The organism is Acidisarcina polymorpha (assembly GCF_003330725.1).
Taxonomy (GTDB): domain Bacteria; phylum Acidobacteriota; class Terriglobia; order Terriglobales; family Acidobacteriaceae; genus Acidisarcina; species Acidisarcina polymorpha.
Window position 1 is genome coordinate 3,486,931 of sequence record NZ_CP030840.1, and the last position, 16,916, is coordinate 3,503,846.

The 16,916-nt window shown below is 56.6% G+C and carries 11 protein-coding genes; 7 read left to right on the forward strand and 4 right to left on the reverse strand.

Features of this window, described 5'->3' with window-relative positions:
* Positions 1–87 precede the first annotated feature (87 nt).
* The 3 genes from ACPOL_RS15025 to ACPOL_RS15035 are packed head-to-tail and all read left to right on the forward strand — an operon-like array spanning position 88 to position 6,045.
* Positions 88–3,285, forward strand: coding sequence for an efflux RND transporter permease subunit (locus ACPOL_RS15025; RefSeq protein WP_114207773.1), 3,198 nt, complete (start codon positions 88–90; stop codon positions 3,283–3,285).
* Positions 3,282–4,547 (forward strand): efflux RND transporter periplasmic adaptor subunit, encoded by a 1,266-nt coding sequence (locus ACPOL_RS15030; RefSeq protein ID WP_114207774.1) that lies wholly within the window; start codon positions 3,282–3,284, stop codon positions 4,545–4,547. Before ACPOL_RS15025 ends, ACPOL_RS15030 begins: the two co-directional genes overlap by 4 nt.
* Positions 4,531–6,045 (forward strand): efflux transporter outer membrane subunit, encoded by a 1,515-nt coding sequence (locus ACPOL_RS15035; RefSeq protein ID WP_236657489.1) that lies wholly within the window; start codon positions 4,531–4,533, stop codon positions 6,043–6,045. Before ACPOL_RS15030 ends, ACPOL_RS15035 begins: the two co-directional genes overlap by 17 nt.
* A gap of 311 nt (positions 6,046–6,356) precedes the next feature.
* On the opposite strand, the gene ACPOL_RS15040 is transcribed toward ACPOL_RS15035, so the two are convergent.
* Together ACPOL_RS15040 and ACPOL_RS15045 are read right to left on the reverse strand one after the other, a co-directional pair.
* Positions 6,357–8,309: an alpha-L-arabinofuranosidase C-terminal domain-containing protein gene (locus tag ACPOL_RS15040; RefSeq protein ID WP_236657490.1), complete on the reverse strand. Its 1,953-nt coding sequence runs from the start codon at positions 8,307–8,309 to the stop codon at positions 6,357–6,359.
* Between the two features lie 235 nt (positions 8,310–8,544).
* The gene (locus ACPOL_RS15045; RefSeq protein ID WP_114207775.1) at positions 8,545–9,408 is read right to left on the reverse strand and encodes a class I SAM-dependent methyltransferase; all 864 of its coding nucleotides are present in this window, start codon (positions 9,406–9,408) and stop codon (positions 8,545–8,547) included.
* Between the two features lie 332 nt (positions 9,409–9,740).
* On the opposite strand from ACPOL_RS15045, the gene ACPOL_RS15050 reads away from it, so the two are divergent.
* A complete protein-coding gene (locus tag ACPOL_RS15050; protein WP_114207776.1) occupies positions 9,741–10,694 on the forward strand; it encodes an AEC family transporter in 954 nt (317 codons plus the stop codon).
* A gap of 247 nt (positions 10,695–10,941) precedes the next feature.
* Here ACPOL_RS15050 and ACPOL_RS15055 read toward each other — a convergent pair whose 3' ends face one another.
* A complete protein-coding gene (locus ACPOL_RS15055) occupies positions 10,942–11,307 on the reverse strand; it encodes a hypothetical protein (protein WP_114207777.1) in 366 nt (121 codons plus the stop codon).
* 107 nt (positions 11,308–11,414) lie between these two features.
* Here ACPOL_RS15055 and ACPOL_RS15060 point away from each other — a divergent pair, with 107 nt between their 5' ends.
* From ACPOL_RS15060 to ACPOL_RS15070, 3 genes are all read left to right on the forward strand, one after another.
* On the forward strand, positions 11,415–12,326 hold the full coding sequence (locus ACPOL_RS15060; protein ID WP_114207778.1) for a helix-turn-helix transcriptional regulator: 912 nt from the start codon (positions 11,415–11,417) through the stop codon (positions 12,324–12,326).
* 1,042 nt (positions 12,327–13,368) lie between these two features.
* Positions 13,369–14,775, forward strand: a complete 1,407-nt coding sequence (locus tag ACPOL_RS15065; protein ID WP_201759241.1) for a DUF7482 domain-containing protein — start codon at positions 13,369–13,371, stop codon at positions 14,773–14,775.
* A 508-nt stretch (positions 14,776–15,283) separates the two neighbouring features.
* Positions 15,284–15,727, forward strand: coding sequence for a hypothetical protein (locus ACPOL_RS15070; RefSeq protein WP_114207779.1), 444 nt, complete (start codon positions 15,284–15,286; stop codon positions 15,725–15,727).
* Between the two features lie 12 nt (positions 15,728–15,739).
* Here ACPOL_RS15070 and ACPOL_RS15075 read toward each other — a convergent pair whose 3' ends face one another.
* The gene (locus tag ACPOL_RS15075; RefSeq protein ID WP_114207780.1) at positions 15,740–16,729 is read right to left on the reverse strand and encodes a hypothetical protein; all 990 of its coding nucleotides are present in this window, start codon (positions 16,727–16,729) and stop codon (positions 15,740–15,742) included.
* Positions 16,730–16,916 lie beyond the last annotated feature (187 nt).

The following is a 16,916-nucleotide window of genomic DNA, read 5'->3' on the forward strand; positions in this document are numbered from 1 at the left end:
GCAGGTTTTTCGAACAAATGAATCCTAGTATTTTGATCCACATCGAAATAGTACGCTAGCGAAGACGCTGAGTGCCGGAGCGCCCCCATGTGGATTGTACGACTCGCCCTGAATAAGCCCTATACCTTCGTCGTGGCGGCGATCCTGATTGTTGTCCTTGGACTCTCGGCGATCGCAACGACGCCGACCGACATCTTCCCAAATATCGACATTCCTGTGGTGACCGTCATCTGGTCGTACTCCGGGCTCCCCGCGAAAGAGATGGAGCAGAGGGTTACGACTTTCAGCGAGTTTGTGATGGCGGTCGTCAACGATGTGAAATCCATCGACTCGCAGACGACCAGTGGGGCCAGCGTCATCAAGATTTACTTCCAGCCACAGGTGCGGATCGACGCGGCCATGTCTCAGGTGGGCGCTGCTGTAAACTCCATTCGTTTCCGCATGCCCCAGGGGGTCAATCCTCCGTGGATTTTACGATTCAGCGCTTCGACGGTGCCGATCATTCAGCTTTCGCTCTCCAGCGATACGCTTTCAGAATCTGAGATTTACGACTACGGGCTGTTTCGGGTTCGCCAGCAGTTGACGACAGTTCCAGGAACGTTGCTACCAACTCCGTACGGCGGTGTAGCAAGGCAGATTATGGTCGATCTCGATCAGGACGCTCTTCTTGCCAAAGGGATTACTCCGATAGATGTCACCGCCGCGATCAATGCACAAAACGTGACACTCCCTTCCGGTACGGCCAAGGTTGACAGCCGGGAGTATACAGTCAGCACCAACTCCAGTCCGACCGATGCTCTCATGCTGAATGATGTTCCGATCAAGACTGTCAACGGGTCTCTGGTTTACATGAGGGACGTCGCTCACGTCAGAGACGGCTGGTCCGTGCAGCAGAATGTTGCACGCGCAAATGGCAAGCCGGCGGCGCTTCTTGCCATTATGAAGACGGGTTCGGTGTCGACGCTCGATATCGTCAATCAGATCAAGAACGATGTCCTTCCGGCGTCTCGTGCGGCCGCTCCGAAGGGACTGAAGATCACCGAGCTCTTCGATCAATCCATATTTGTGAAGGCCTCTATCGTCGGCGTATTGCGCGAGGGGGTGATCGCCGCATCCCTAACCGCACTCATGATATTGCTCTTCCTCGGCAGCTGGCGGAGCACGTTGATTATTGCTGTCTCCATTCCGCTGTCGATTCTAAGTTCGATCATCCTGCTCAGCGCGATGGGCGAAACGATGAACACGATGACGCTCGGCGGACTTGCGCTGGCTATTGGAATCCTGGTGGACGACGCGACCGTCACGATAGAAAACATTCACCGCCATATGGAAGATCAGCCTCTTCGCGAGGCCGTCCTAATTAGCGCTTCGGAGATTGCGACGCCAACCCTGGTGTCGACGCTCACAATTTGTATCGTATTTGTGTCAGTGGTCTTTCTGACCGGACCGGCAAAGTTCCTATTTACTCCGATGGCGCTCGCGGTCGTCTTCGCCATGCTTGCTTCCTATGTTCTTTCGAGGACGCTGGTCCCCGTCATGGTGAACTTCATGCTTGGGGCGGAGCAGCATGTCGAACCCGGCATCGACGGCGAACCTGTTCACGAGAGGGCGAGAGGACGCTCCATCTTTGGTCGCATCAACCAACGGTTCAATGAGGGATACTTCTGGGTGCAAGAGCGTTATACGCATGCCCTCGAAAGCGTCCTGCATCACCGGAAGCCAGCGCTGATCACTTCAATCGCCATCATGTCGACGGCGTTCCTGCTGCTGCCCTTTGTGGGCAGGGACTTCTTTCCCTCCGTCGACGCGGGACAGATCAAGCTGCATATCCGTGCGCGGCCTGGGACTCGTATCGAAACCACGAAAGTGCTCTTCAGCCAGGTCGAGGACCAAATTCGCAAGACGATCCCCGCGAATGAAACTGACCTCATCATGGATAACATCGGGCTGACGCCGGAGACTTTCAACTATGCGTTTGGCGATGGAGCAACGATCGGGAGCGCCGACGGCGAGGTGCTTATCGCCCTCAACACCAAGCATCATGGCCCGACGCAAAGGTATGTGAGTGAGTTGCGATCGCAGTTACAGCGGCAATTCCCGGATCTCACTTTCTTCTTCCAGCCCGCTGACATGGTCACGCAAATTCTGAACTTCGGACTTCCCGCCCCGATCGACGTGCAGGTGCAGGGTTACGATCCTGGAAACTATGAGATTGCGCGGCGTCTTCGCGCTCGATTGGCTACCGTCCCAGGAGCGGTTGATGTTCACCTGCACCAGGTCGTCGATGCCCCCGATCTTCATCTCGACATCGACCGCGTCCGTGCAGCGCAGTTCGGCCTCACCCAACAGGATGTGGCGAATAGCCTCTACATTTCGCTAAGCTCGAGCGCCGCGGTCCAACCAAACTTCCGGCTGGATCCGAAGATGGGCATCACCTACACCGTCGCTGCGCAAACTCCGCAGTACAGCATCAACTCAATTAACGCGCTCCAGAATACACCGATTCCGATTCACACCATGAATAATCGGACGGAAGTGCTGGGCAACATGGCCACGCTTACACCGGCTGTTCTTCCGGTGGTGATCAACCACCACAACGGAGCGCCAGTCTTCGACATCTTCGCGAACACGCAGTCGAGCGATCTTGGTTCGGTCGCGGCCAAGGTCAATCGCATCGTGAAGGAAGAGAGCAAGAACCTGCCTCCGGGAACCAAGATCGTCGTTCGCGGTCAGGTAGAGAGTATGAACGAGGCCTTCAACCGGCTTGGTCTTGGACTCGCCTTCGCAGCCCTCATGGTTTACCTGCTGATGGTGGTCAACTATCAAAGCTGGCTCGACCCGTTCATCATCATCTGCGCGCTTCCCGGGGCCTTCTGCGGTATCGTATGGGCGCTGTTTCTCACGCAGACTACATTTAATGTTCCGAGTCTGATGGGCGCCATCATGTCGATCGGCGTAGCGACAGCAAACTCGATACTCCTGGTCACCTTTGCGAATGAACTACGCGCACAAGGCGTGGACCCGCTTGAAGCCGCGGTCAAGGCAGGCTTCACGCGCCTACGGCCGATTATCATGACCGCGTTCGCGATGATCATCGGCATGCTGCCGATGGCTCTCGGCATTGGCGAAGGCGGCGAACAGAATGCTCCTCTTGCGCGCGCAGTCATTGGCGGACTCAGCGTGGCAACCTTCGCTACCCTCTTCTTTGTGCCTTTGATGTTTACCTTGATCCACGGACGGAACGGCGGCGGACGCAACGCCGGCAGCCCTCAGGAGGCCGTATGACCCAGCAGAATGCAACCGCCATTGAAGAGCCGCAGATCGGGGAGCCGCAGATCGGCGGCGAATCTTCCTCCGTGGCCATAAGAATTATTGGGGCCATCATCTTGCTAGTGATCCTTGTGGCAGTGGGCATCTTTCCTCGCATCGCACGACACCGGGAGGCGCTCGCGGCTGTGAACGAATCCGCGACGATCCACCCCATCGTCACGCTTGCCCATGCGGTCAAAGGTGAGCCAAGTTCTGAGCTTCTCCTGCCGGGAAATATCCAGCCGCTCTATAGCGCCAATCTCTTTGCGCGTACCGACGGTTATATCGAACGGCGCAATGTCGACATCGGGAGCAAGGTGAAGACGGGGGAAGTACTCGCAATCATTTCCTCACCTGAGATCGACCAGCAGCTCTTGCAGGCCCGCGCCACCGTCGTGCAGTCCGAAGCCTCTCTGCTTCAAGCTCGCGCCGCGCTCGAACAGGCGAAGGCCAACGCGGAGCTGGCGCGCCTCACCAAGGAGCGCGACCTTCCCCTCGGCAATGAGCACGCGATCTCGCAGCAAATTGTAGACTCTGCCGTCCAGGCCAACGACGCGCGGATAGCGGATGTAGCTGCGGCCCAGGCCAATATCACCGCTGCCGAAGCCAATGTCACCGCGAACCAGGCCAACGTCGCCCGGCTCGTGCAGATGCAGAGCTTCGAACGTATTGTCGCTCCCTTCGACGGAGTCATCACTGCACGCAATGTCGAGCGCGGCGACCTCGTGAGTACAGGAAACGCAGCAAAACCGCTCTTCAGCATGGCGCAGAGCGGGACCTTGCGTATCCAGATCGATGTACCGCAGTCAGAAGCGGTCAACATCCAGGACGGACAAAAAGCAGAGATCGATGTTAAGGAACGTCTCGGCCGCGCGTACACGGGTACGGTGACACGGAGCGCCGGTTCGCTCGACAGTGCCGCTCGCACCATGTTGACGGAGGTCCAGATCGACAATCGGGATGGCTCGCTCTTGCCTGGTATGTATGCACAGGTGAAGTTCACGCTGCCGCAACAGCGCGCGTCGCTCATCATCCCAACCAGTTCGCTGGTCGTCGACCGCGCAGGCATGCACGTCGTCACCGTGAACAAAGATCACACCGTTCATTTCAATCCGGTAGTCGTGGGCAAGGACATGGGGACAACGATCGAGATCCGCAGCGGCCTCAACGGTTCCGAGTCCATTGTGGCGAGTCCCAGTGACTTGCTGAGTGAGGGAGAACATGTCGAAGTCCGCTGATCATCTTTTCCACTCACGATCTTCCGACGAGATGGCTGATGACCACAAGGAAATCAGGGCATGGGTGCTCAGGATTTCGCTCGTCGCCATCGTCCTGCTGGTCGCCGGCTGCAATGTTGGCCCTGACTACAAGCGTCCCGTGGTCAACAACCCTCAAAGTTATCGCGGAGCCCTCGCTCCCGATATCGCAGCGACACCTGGTCGTACGAATGCGGCCCCAGCGGTGTCTTTGGCAGATCAGCAATGGTCGACGATTTTCAAAGACCCCGTACTGCAGAGGCTCGTGGAAGAGGCTCTGAAGAACAATCTGGATCTCCGCATCGCGGCACAACGGATCCTCGAAGCACAGGCGCAGGTCGGCATCACCCGGTCGCAACAATTGCCGAGTGTGAATGCCGGCGGCAGCTACTCCGCATTGCAGCTGCCATCGGGGCTTGCCTTCGCTAATACCAGCGGTGCACCCACAAGCTCGTTCATCAGCGGTGGTGGCTTTAGCGCGTCAGGCGCGTGGAACCTCGATTTCTGGGGGCTGTACCGCCGGCAAACGGAGGCCGCACGGGCTGATCTTCTCTCGACGGAGTGGGCCCAAAAGGCGACCCGATCTGCCCTAGTCGAGGGCGTCGCGGAAGCATATTTCCAGCTTCGGAGCCTTGATGCGCAGCTGGAGGTCACGAACCGCACTATCCAGGCACGCAAGGACTCTCTCAAGCTCGTCAGCGAACTCGAAAAATACGGAGCTGGGTCGCTTGAAGACACACGCCAGGCGGAGGAACTGCTCCACTCCGCGCAAGCTGTTCTCCCCCAGATCCGGCAGCAAATCGCCGTAGAAGAAAATACGATCAGTATCCTTCTCGGACACAATCCTGACGCCGTGGATCGTGGCCTGCCGGTGGATCAGCAGCCTCATCCCGAGGAGGTTCCAGCGGGTGTGCCCTCTCAGCTTTTGGAGAGGCGTCCAGACATTCAAGTAGCCGAGGCAAAGTTGATCGCCGCCAATGCTCGCATCGGGGTCGCGAAGGCGCAGTTCTTCCCGAACATATCCCTGAGCAGTCTTGGCGGCTCCGCCAGCAACCAACTGCAATCGGTCTTCTCCGGCAAGAACGCATATTGGTATGCTGCGGCATCGTTATCTGAACCGATCTTCGACGGCGGCCGCATTCGGAGCAACTACCATCTCTCTCAGGCAGAAGAGCAGGAGATGCTTCTCGAATATCAGAAGACAATACTCAACGCTCTGAGGGACGTCTCGAACTCACTGGTCGCCTATAAGGAGACACGGGAGCATCGCGAGGAAAAGGCCGCGCAGGTCACCGCCGCCGCTGACGCAGTGCGGCTCGCCCGGATGCGCTACTCGGGCGGCAATACCAGCTATCTCGAGGTGCTCACCACGGATACCGATCTCTACGACGCTCAGCTGAACCTGGCACTCGCACAGGAGCAGGAAGCCGCTTCACTCGTCCAGCTCTACGCAGCTCTGGGTGGCGGGTGGCAGCAATAGAGACTGTCGACGGAGACGACCTCTGTAGTGAGCTTCTCTGCAAGAGTCCGTAAAAGCGGCTATACGGAAAACTCGTGTGCGGTGATCGACAAGTGTTTGATTTGCTGAATACACGGCAACTTGGAAGTACGGGCCGTCAATGAGTGAATTGGCGATATGGGACCACTCCGGGAGTTAGCGCCTCTGATCGCCGTACAAACGACCCCCGGTGGATCCGCCCGAAATTGCGCTAAAGTGTCACTTGCTTGGCGCCACATCAGAACGACCTGAACAGGGAGGCGGCTTTCTCAACTATCGATTGGTGTCCCGGATCAGCGCGATGGTATATCGAGGACCTCAATGGTGTTTGCAGGGATGGTGTGCGACCACTCGCCTACTTTCACCGGCACAGTAGAAACGACAGGGCGGATGTGGGCAGGGTCGGTAATCGAATTTGTGTCATTCCAGGTGCTTGCGTGCAGACTTGAGATTTCCGCCGTATGCCCTCCGGGAAGACCCGCGATGGCGAGGGTTTCCGGGGTGCTATGGGCGTTGACGAGCTTGAGATGCACTGTGCCCGTGCTGCTCTCTTTCGTCGCCGAGACGAAGATCCGATCGTCCTCGCGAGAGAGTTTGGCCGCGATCGTCGTATCGCCGAGATGGCCGGCGAAGAGGGCCTGGGCATAATAGCTCGGAGAGCCGTACGCGGTGCCGGCATCGTACCCGATGAGGTCGGTGGGCCACAGCATGGCGCCGGGATTCACGTTGGTGAACAAAGGAGCGTAGGCGGCCATCACGATCAGATCGCTGTTACGTTCAAGCGATGTCATCCAGGCGGCATCGCCCAGCGCATCGCCAAAGTTGGGCGTCGGCGAGCCAGAACGCGTCGCCCACTCGCCAACGAAAACCTTCGGGCCGTCGCGAGGAGCGTTATCGTAGTGGTGAACGAGATCCATCATGTCAGACGGCGACTTATAGTAATGCTCGTCCGAGACTTCGGGGCTGACGACTCGAGTGCTGTATTCGGCGTTGCCATCGGTAGCGATGAGCTTGTACTGCGGATATCTCTGGTGGAGCGCTTGGGCAAACTGCGCGTAGCGCGCTGGGTAACTGCCAGACTTGTCGAGGTAGTCTTCGTTGCCGATCTCGATGTAGTGCAGGACGAATGGAGTTGGGTGACCGTCCTTTGCACGAACCGCACCCCAATGGGTCGAGGTGTCGCCGGTAACGTACTCAATTTCATCCAGCGCCGATTGAACCAGTGGCGCGAGGTTTGGCCCCGGAGTGACATGAGTATGGTCGAGCGCGTAGCCGGCGTTCACGGCGAGCACCGGTTCGATGTGCAGATCTTCGCACCAGGTCAGGTAGTCAAGCAGCCCGACGCCGTCGCTGGACCAGTAGAACCATGACCCGTTGTGGCCAGCCCTATCGACGATGGGGCCAATCGTTTTCTTCCAGTCATATGCGTCGGCGAGTGTATTGCCTTCCAGAAAATTGCCACCCGGCATGCGGAGGAATGCAGGATGCATGTCGGCCATCATCCCCATGAGGTCGGGGCGCAGGCCATTTGCACGGTCGTGATAGGTGGGCTGGAAGAGGCTGACGAGTTGGAGCCAAACGGTTCCCGGATGGGCGACGGAGAGTTCGAGATGGTTATCGGTGGAAGGGGCGATCTTCGCGGTCTTGAGTGTGTACTGGTACTGAGCCCATCCGCCCGGCTGCGGGGTGACCGTGCTGCTGGCCTGAACGGCGCCGGTACGGTTGTTGATCAGCCTAATCGTTATGGGGCCCGGACTGTCGCTGGCGACATGTGCATAGAATGAGCCGATGTAGGTGGTTTCGGCCTTGAGGCCAAAGCCCCAATATCCAGGGTTGGTGAGCCCTACTTCATTCTCGGGGGACGCGGAGGTGATCGAGAGTTTCATGCTGCTGGAGAGTGATTGGGATGGGCCGGAGGTGAAATCGAGTTCACTGGTGCCTTGCGAAGAGCCTCGCCGAACCAGATCCCATGGCGTTGTCCCGGACCAGTCATTGTGGAAGGCACGGTTCTGAACCATCTCCGCATAGAGGCCGCCATCAATTGAGTGGTTGATTTCCTCGATCATGAGGCCGTAGAGGGTCGGGCTGACAGGGGTGCCGGCCTTACCTACGTCGAGGGTGAGACGGAGTTGCTGGGCCGAAAGGGAACTTCCAAGAAGCATAATGGCGAGCGGACAGATTTTCGGAAAGCCTCTATCGAGCAAGACAGACTCCAGTCGGAGGTACATCTGCGTTGGCAATACCATTCTGACATATCACCATGGACAGATAGCGTGATGTGCCTAGAAAAACCTTACACAGAAACGGTAACTATCCCTGTCATCGGAAAACAGTTGAAACACCCCTTATAAATAGGATCGTTTGCGAAGCAAAATGCCACGCGTGCTCAACTGACGATAACAGGCCAACTCACTCGTTGAACCGTCCGATAGTCTACACCTCCGGCAAGTTGCCGTATGACCGGCTTGTCGGACGTGTACATCAAGATAGCTGGTCTGTACTGACAAATTGAGCCGGGACAACGGAGTGTCCCAGTGGTGTATGCTCCTTATTCGCAACATACAGGTATCTCAGTAGTCGCTTTTCGTTCGTCAGAAGATGAACACAGGAGAGGAACCGTTGCAGCCCCTCAAAGTTAGCACTGCCTTCGGCAGCGACCAGTTCATCTTCTCTTTTCTTCCGCGCGTCATGCCACCGCTTCGCGATCCGAGCCGCGCTCTCGGTTGTATCTTTTGCGCGGATATCTCGAAACATCGCTCGCTCCATCAGGCGTTCGTTCTCTCCTGGCGGGCTGTACATGTAAAAGCCGATCGAGCTACGCGTAGCGATCTCTTCGTGAGAGACAATTCCTCCGACTACCAGAGCGTCACTGAACAGCACGCGTCCGCCGGGCTTTAGTACGCGAAACATTTCAACCAACACCTCGGGACGTCCCGGAAGATGGCATAGAACGTCATTCGAGAACACAGCGTCAAATGTGTTGTCGTCAAAAGGTAATCTCTTCGAAGCGTCACACAATTCGAAATGCACCCGGGAAGCAAGACCTCTTGACTGCGCGAGCAGGTTCGCATTGCGGACACCCGGTTGGTTAATGTCCACCCCTATGAGCCGGCAGCCTACTGTTTCTCCAAGGTGCAACGTATATCCCCCCGACCCGCACCCCAGCTCGAGCACAAAGGAATCAGATCGCAGTCCCAACAGTCGCGGGATTTCGTTCGATTCTTGCGTTGTGACCCAGCTCGTTTGGCCGAAATCCTCGCCATAGGTCTCAATGCGCACCGCGCGATAGATCGCTGACTCATGATTTCGATACGCATTATCGTAGAGATCGACTTTCGGTGACATACTTGAGGTTCTCCTTGCAGCTTTGCCCGCGAGAATGGTCAATCCAGCTCCAAACCCAGCAATCTCCTCAGATGTTCCAAGCTGCCTAAGACCGGCTTGGCTGGTAAATGTTATCAGATGGTGCTTTCATCCCGGCCATGCCCCCAGTGTGGCCTCGCAGCTGGATATTGTGAATCCCGAAACTCTGAATGATCCTTGTGTGAAAAGCTAAGCGCTTCGATGACTATTAGGCTTTGCAGTGCTGCTCGACATCAAGTGGCAGTAATTGCTTGCGCTCTTGACCGCCATTCGTTGTCCATGCAATCGTTACAATCGACCTGGGACATACCTTCATGCGGATCGCAGATCTTGTCCTCCCTGTATTCGCCGTAATCCTGTCTGGCTGGATCGCCGGTTATTCCGGCTATTTGTCGCGAGCATTGGCTGACGCTCTGATTCACTTCGCATATAACATCGCAATGCCGGCGTTGCTGATAGTCACAATTGCACAAGAACCAAGCCGGTCGCTGATCGATTGGCGCTTCCTCGTTGCGTTCGGCGGCGGCTCCCTCCTCTGTTTCATCCTCGTATTCGGCATCATGAGCATTCGTATTTCCCGAAGTCTTGCGAGCCGGACGATGTATGGCATGGCGGCATCGATGACCAACACCGGCTTTGTCGCCTTACCCGTGTTGCAGGCCATCTATGGCCCGCGTGCCGTGCTGCCGGCAGCGATCGCCACGGCATTCGTCGCCGTTGTGATGTTTCCGGCGGCCGTGATCCTGCTCGAACTCGGTCAGCAGGATGCGCACGACCCACGCAAGAACCCGATGAGCATGGTGAAGCATGTCGTGCTCAACCCGATGGTTTTATCAATCCTGATCGGCATGCTTTGCTCCGTCTTTGATCTGCGCTTGCCTGGGCCGATTACCGGCTACCTTGGCATCCTTGCGGGTGCGCTTACGCCTTGTGCACTGTTCGCCATTGGCTTGGGGCTGTCGATTGATGGGTTACGAGCCAATATCGGGCCAGCCTCTGTTATCGCGGTCATCAAGCTCCTTATCATGCCTCTGATCGTGTACGGATTAAGCGTGTGGCTGGGCCTAGACCCCCTCTACACGATTGCGGCCGTAATCTGCGCCGCCGTGCCTACGGCCAAGACGGTTTACATTCTCGCGGGAGAGTATCACTGCGAGGAGATGATGATCGCGTCCACTGTATCGATGACGACTCTTGTCTCCGTCGTCTCGCTCGCAGCCTGGATCTATGGGCTGTCCGGACTAGCTACACGCATTGTTGTTCGATGAAGTTTTATTTCTCTCAGATTGTCAGTAACCATGACTTACAAGTAAGCAGGACGTGGATGTCTTGGTCGGCGCAGGCATGCGTCCGTAACCGGCTAGTGTCCGAGTCTCTGACTTACCCTCGGGAGCTTCATTTGCGCAGGGAGGGCGGAACAGATCAGCAGTAGAAGTCGATGCTTTTCAAGGATGAAAACGAGAAAGGCGATGGCGGCGAACAAGCCCGCAGCAGCTTCGCTACGGGCGTGCTGGGTCATGACTTCGGGGATGCTGGACCAAACGTGAGCAGGCTTTCGATTTTGCCGGCCGGCGAGAAGCGAATGCAATCATGGCCTTTCACCGTAACCTTTCCCTCCGGCAGAATGAGCACCCACTTGAAGAGCGCAACCGCGTGATGCGTGGAGACGTTTTCGATGTCAAAGTGGGCGCCGGGATACTGCTTCTGGAAGCGTTCCATATCTTCGATTGCTGCACTCGTACCCCCGACGTACTCCGGCACGAGATATTCCACATTCTCGTCGAAGACCTCCGAGAGAATGCTCTTTCGCTGCGCGTCGGAAATCGGCTTCCAAGTTTCCACATATCTTCGGTAGACGTGCAAGGCTTCTAGATTGGTCATGGTGGTTCTCCTTCTGTCCCTAAGGTAGGCTGTGGCTTCTGTACGGTCGATAGCTGAAACCCCAAATTTATTTACTGAAAACCCAAAAATCGCGGCATTCTAGAGGAATGGATCCGTTTCTCGATGTGGTGCAACTGCTTCGACCCCGAGCCACATTGTGGTCGAAAATTGAAGGCTTTGGCCGATGGGGGCTGGCGTTTCGGAAGCGCGACGATTTGCTTTTCTGCCGCGTGGAGCGGGGCGAGTGTCACTTGCTCCGGCCTCAATTTTCACCGGTTCTACTACGGCAGGACGACTTCGTGCTGATTCATACCTCGACGCCGTTTGTGCTTACCTCAGATCCGTTGATGGTGCCGGAAGACAGCGAAGAGTTGGTAGCGGCCGCGAAGAGTGTCTCGCTGCAACTTGGCGAAGGCACGGAGTCGCCGGTTACGCTGCGCGGGGGCCGGTTTGTTTTCGATACGGCGAATGAGAGCTTGCTGTGGGAGCTATTGCCGTCGCTGCTGCACGTTGCGGCGGACGATACTTCGTCGTGGCGCGTGCGCTCGTTGCTGAGATTGAATGAGATGGAGACCTTGCAGCCGGGGCCGGGGAGCGAGTTTCTTATCGCGCGGTTGATGGAGCTGATCCTGGTGGAGATGCTGCGGCGTGAGACGCCGAAGGTGGATGATCGCTCCACAGGGTTGATTGCCGGCCTGCTCGATCCTGCCATTGCAAATGCGCTTCTAGCCATGCATGGCGAGATTGCGCGCGCCTGGAGCGTAGCGGAGCTGGCGCGTTTGTGCGGCGTGTCGAGGTCGGGTTTTGCAACACGCTTCAAGGACGTGTTGGGAGTTGGACCGATTGAATACCTGATGAATTGGCGGATGGCCGTGGCCAAGGATGAACTGCGACGCGGAAGACGAAGCATCGTCGAGATTGCGCTGGCCGTAGGATTTCAGTCGCCGAGCGCGTTCAGCACATCGTTCACCAGAGCGGTGGGCTGTTCTCCGAAACGGTTTGCTGGAAAAGCCGCTTAACGCAGCAGAAGTCGAGCGATTCTGGCGATCCTGCTCGGTTGCCGGCTGCGTCGCCGCGCACTTGCGGAACTCGCCGTCGAAAGCTTGCAGCGTCGCGAGGAACGCTGGGCCAATGTGGACCTGGTCGGCAAAGGAAACCACCTACGGATTGTCCTTCTACCGAATTGGGTGTAGGAATCCCTCGATACCTGGTTAGCGGCGCCCGGCATCGAAAGCGGTCCGCTATTCCGATGTGTCTGTCAGGCGGGTAAACTCTGGGGGCGTACCCGAGAAACGGTCTGGCACGTCGTCAAGAGGGGCGCCGCAGTATGAATATTCCGCGTCTTGCGCCGCACGACCTCCGCCGCTCTTTCCGGCAAATTCGACCGTATCTGGCCCAACCTCAAAATACGATCTCGCGGTCGAGTTCCAAGAGAGCGCGGCGGAGCTGATCCCGTGTCAGAGTTGTCGTGTCGGTCTCTCGCAGTTGCGTTGAAACCTTCGCTTTGCGCGCAGGATCTTTTGAGAGGAAGTCTTGGTCGACCGCCTCAGCAAAGATATCCCGGAGTTAAGCACACATCTGCAACACCCTGTCCCTGGGTCGTGTTGTAGCGAGCTGTTGAGATGAAGCCGCAAGCTGAACTTGTCGAAGTTCGCCAACGGAATCACTCCAAAAGCTCGATGAGATCGCGTTGAATGAGGATCGTCTTCGTCTTTGACGTCTGCTATCAAGGGATTATTCCATCTTCTGCTACTCATTGAGCGTCGTGAGCAGTTTCAACGCAATCGTACGGTTTATTGATGAGGGCAGGTGCAACGCGAAAAACCAATGGGCTGCGCCGTGTGGTGGCGCAGCCCATTTGTTTGACCCATTGACGCATGATTGGTTACCGGCCTAAGGCATATATATTTGCTTCATTCCAGTGATAATCAACGGGAAATTGAATGTTAGATATAGTAGCTAAGCCATGTAACTAAATGCGCGCCGAAAACTCCTATATGGGCGCACCGACAGGCGTAAAGATACTTGGTGGTGTAGCCCTGAACAATAAGGAGTACGACGATGGTTCCTGCATTTCGTGGGTCTTCCCCTAGCGGAAGAGACCTTAATGTGATTGCTCTTCGCTCACGCATCTATTCCTCCACAAAGCTCTTCATTCTGGCCAGCGCCACGATGATGAGCAGCGTTTTATCTCCAACCGTATCGGCGCAGAATGTTGTGGCGGCGAGACCGCCGGTGTCACCGGAGGCGATGGCCGTGCATGTTCTCGCAAAGCGTCCGGTCGCGAACTCGGTTGCGATAGACGTCGTTGAGCCGGCGGATTGGGTCAACTCGGAACAAGGTCCCGGAGCCGGACCGCGCGATCTCGGTCATCCTGGCTGCGACTTGTTCCCCGCGCCCGCATCCGTCGGCACAGACGTGGGGCTCTCTTATTTCGGCCCTTCCCCCTCCACAGTAAACCCAAGCCTTGTCGGCCCCGTGCAACTGCTTAATACCGGACAGGTCGATGCGACAGCTGGAACGATCACCATTCCGCTTTACAAGGGAAAAGTAAAGAGCACCGGCAAGACCGCTTGGTATGTCCTTACGGACGTTTCCGATCAAGGGGTTGCCCAAGAACTCGGTCTGAACTATTCCGCGAAGCTTAACTTCATCAACGCGGCAGCGAGGACCGGCAACTTGGATGCGGAAGGAAACATTGTGTTCGATAAAGGCACTGTCAACTTCGCGCCGGTTCGCAATATCGTGCCCGGACCCGAGGGAGCGGAATTTCCTCCCAAGTCCGCCGTGCCCGGCGAGACCGGGGATGCGAACTATAGCCCTTACGTCAGCATCAGCAATGCCCAGGGCGTAATCTACAACGCTCCTATGGTCGCGTACGACGTCGATGCCAGCCAGATCAACTTCCCCAAGGGCCACGTGGACTATACCAAGGTTCATGACCAGGTTGTGGCCATCGATCCTATTAACATGACCGTTACCCTGAACCTGATTAACGGTTTCAGCTTCGGCCGCCCGGTTTGGTACATCTCCATGGACGCCAGCATCCCGCTAGCTGCCGCGATCGAGCACAACACCTACGCTCCGTTGATGGGTAAACTGCTTCTGGGTAATGACGACAGCTTTGCTAGCCCGATTGAGCGCATCTTCATCGCCACTAACGGCGTTGAAGGGTGCGAAAATCCTCGACGTCAGGGGTTGTCAGCCGACCTGAACGATGGTCACAGACCGAACAACACATTGGGAGGGATTCCGACAATCGCTCTCGATTACAGCCCGGCCTGGGACGCGAACTTGTATACGTGGACTGACGAGGCCATTTCCAAGGGGTATCGCCAGCAACTTCGTGAAGAGTTCCAGATTCTCACCTACGCGCAAGACGGCTTGATCACCGGAGCTTCTGCTACAGCACCGTTCGGCAGCGCGGGTTTCTCCATTAATTGCCCGATCGTCCAAAGGCTAGATTGATCGAAAGACTGCTTCTGGGATTGTTCGAGCCTGACTTCGTTTGAACAATCCCAGCTTCTCATTCAACGGTCGATCTGACGTAGGCTCTTAACCCTTCAAGCTCTTCGATGAGCGTGTGTGGTTTTATTCGCCACAAACCAAATTAAGCACGACGTTGTAACTTGCCGAGCTGGCTTGTCGGATTGTCCTTGTATAAGAGGAGTGTCTCGTCATGTCGGCTTTTGCCCTTTCATCCGTTGAGCCAGAGGGCCCCCAAAATGCGACTGTATCTATGAGAAAGTTTCGGAGACTACCGCCGTCGTCTATGTTTCGCCCTGATAATTGTTGATTCGGGGTCCGTATGTTTCCGCTCTGCTATTAAGACGTCATGGTACCTTGCTCCAGTCAGAGATCGGGATGGTTGTGGTCAATGAGAGTCGTAGTCCGAGAGAAGGTTACCAAAAAGGAGCAATCATTAGAAATCGAGGAGGGCCGTAACCTTTGCAGCCGTTCTGTTGTCTAAATCAACGTGCTTAAGCGGGAATCATCGGTCGACGCAACCCCGCAGGTCACTCACCAGGGTCGTTCCTGGGTTATCGGCGTTACCAGCTTGTTCTTCATCCTGTTGCAAAGTGCTTGCACGGCTGTCACTGCACTTAGCGGCCTTCGTCTCCTGATAGGCATAGGCTCGCTTGCGGCTGCCGCGACTGGAGCTGAGGTTCTGGCCTCCATCCACGGAGATTTCATTCGAATTCCAATGGAATTGCTGGCAATCGCCGGGTCTCTCGTGAACCTCTATGTTATTTGGCGCATTCGCTCGCTGCGTGGCCGGCCTTCATCGCGATGGAGAGTCCGACCCGTCACATCAGCGAAGAAACGAGCTGAAACAATCCAGATCGCGCTTGCGGTTCTCACCCTGCTTCTGGTGTTTGCCGAGTTGACAATCCATTTCCATCTGCATCACTCGATCTGATCGGTTCACTCTTTAATCCAGCCCAGGCCGGGTGGTGATCGCGGCTCTGATTGCTGATAGTGACGCCCGAGGCGCGAGAACCACTCCGTCCGTTCCGGATCGTCGAATTCCCAGCTCCAGCCATAGCTCCTCAAGATCAACTGTGATCGGCCTGTTCTTCCACTGGTTGTACATGTCAACAAGAACCGTTGTTCCCGTCGCCTTGTCGCCGATCCCGAGGACCTTCAACAGAGGCCACTGTTTGTCGATCGTTCCACCAGTGGCGACGATAGCGCGTAGCGCGTTCTGCAGCCCCTTGCGGTTTTCTGTCTTTCGGCGAATCTCAACATCGGCGACGAGGCAAAACATCGCCCCTCCCCAGTAGGTGCGGCCCCAGCTGTGAGTCTGATCCAGACCGAGATCCCCTCGGTGAGGCTGTCCTTGCCACATGCCCAGGATCATGCCCGCCCACACCTGCCGGACGGGTAGTTGTCCGGCTTGAGCGCGCGCGATCGGCTCGACATATGTCGCCAGGCCTTCCTCCATCCAACTCTGGCTGTCTGGCAACGACGAAAGGGCCGTATGGACAAATTCGTGGGTCATGGTCCAGTCGTCGGCCAGATCTCGCTCGGTCACATGGCGACCGATGCGCATGCGTATGAATCCCTGGAAGCCACCGACGTTTCTCCAAGTTGTACCGTGAATAGAGTTCTCCTGACCGGAGTCGGGAATTACTTGAACACACACCCTCTGAACCGGGAATCTACCGTAGTAGACGGTCACCGCGCGGGCACCCCGCTCGATCCAGGAGAGGAGTTGTGACGGCTGGACGTCCATGTTTCCCGGGACGAGATCGACCTCGATCGTCGCGCCACCAATTGACAGGACTTGCGTCACGCCGGTCATTCGATCAGAGCTACGGGAGAAAGGCATTTTCGCCTCTTTAACTTGCTCCTCACCCGTAAAGCTGCGGGGAGCCAATAGCGCTGACAACACCAGAACCAACAGTGATCGTCTTACCATCGCTATCTCTCCCTACAACAATCGCCGTCGGTTCTACCCTAAGATCCAAGATGGCGACAAGGATCGTGTTTGGATCAGATCTCTCCACATCACCAGATTGCTCCTGAACCTCCTTGGGATTACGGTTTAGCTCAGAGACCGGGTGCGCTGTTGCCGTTGTCCCACAGTACGGGAATCAACAGCTATG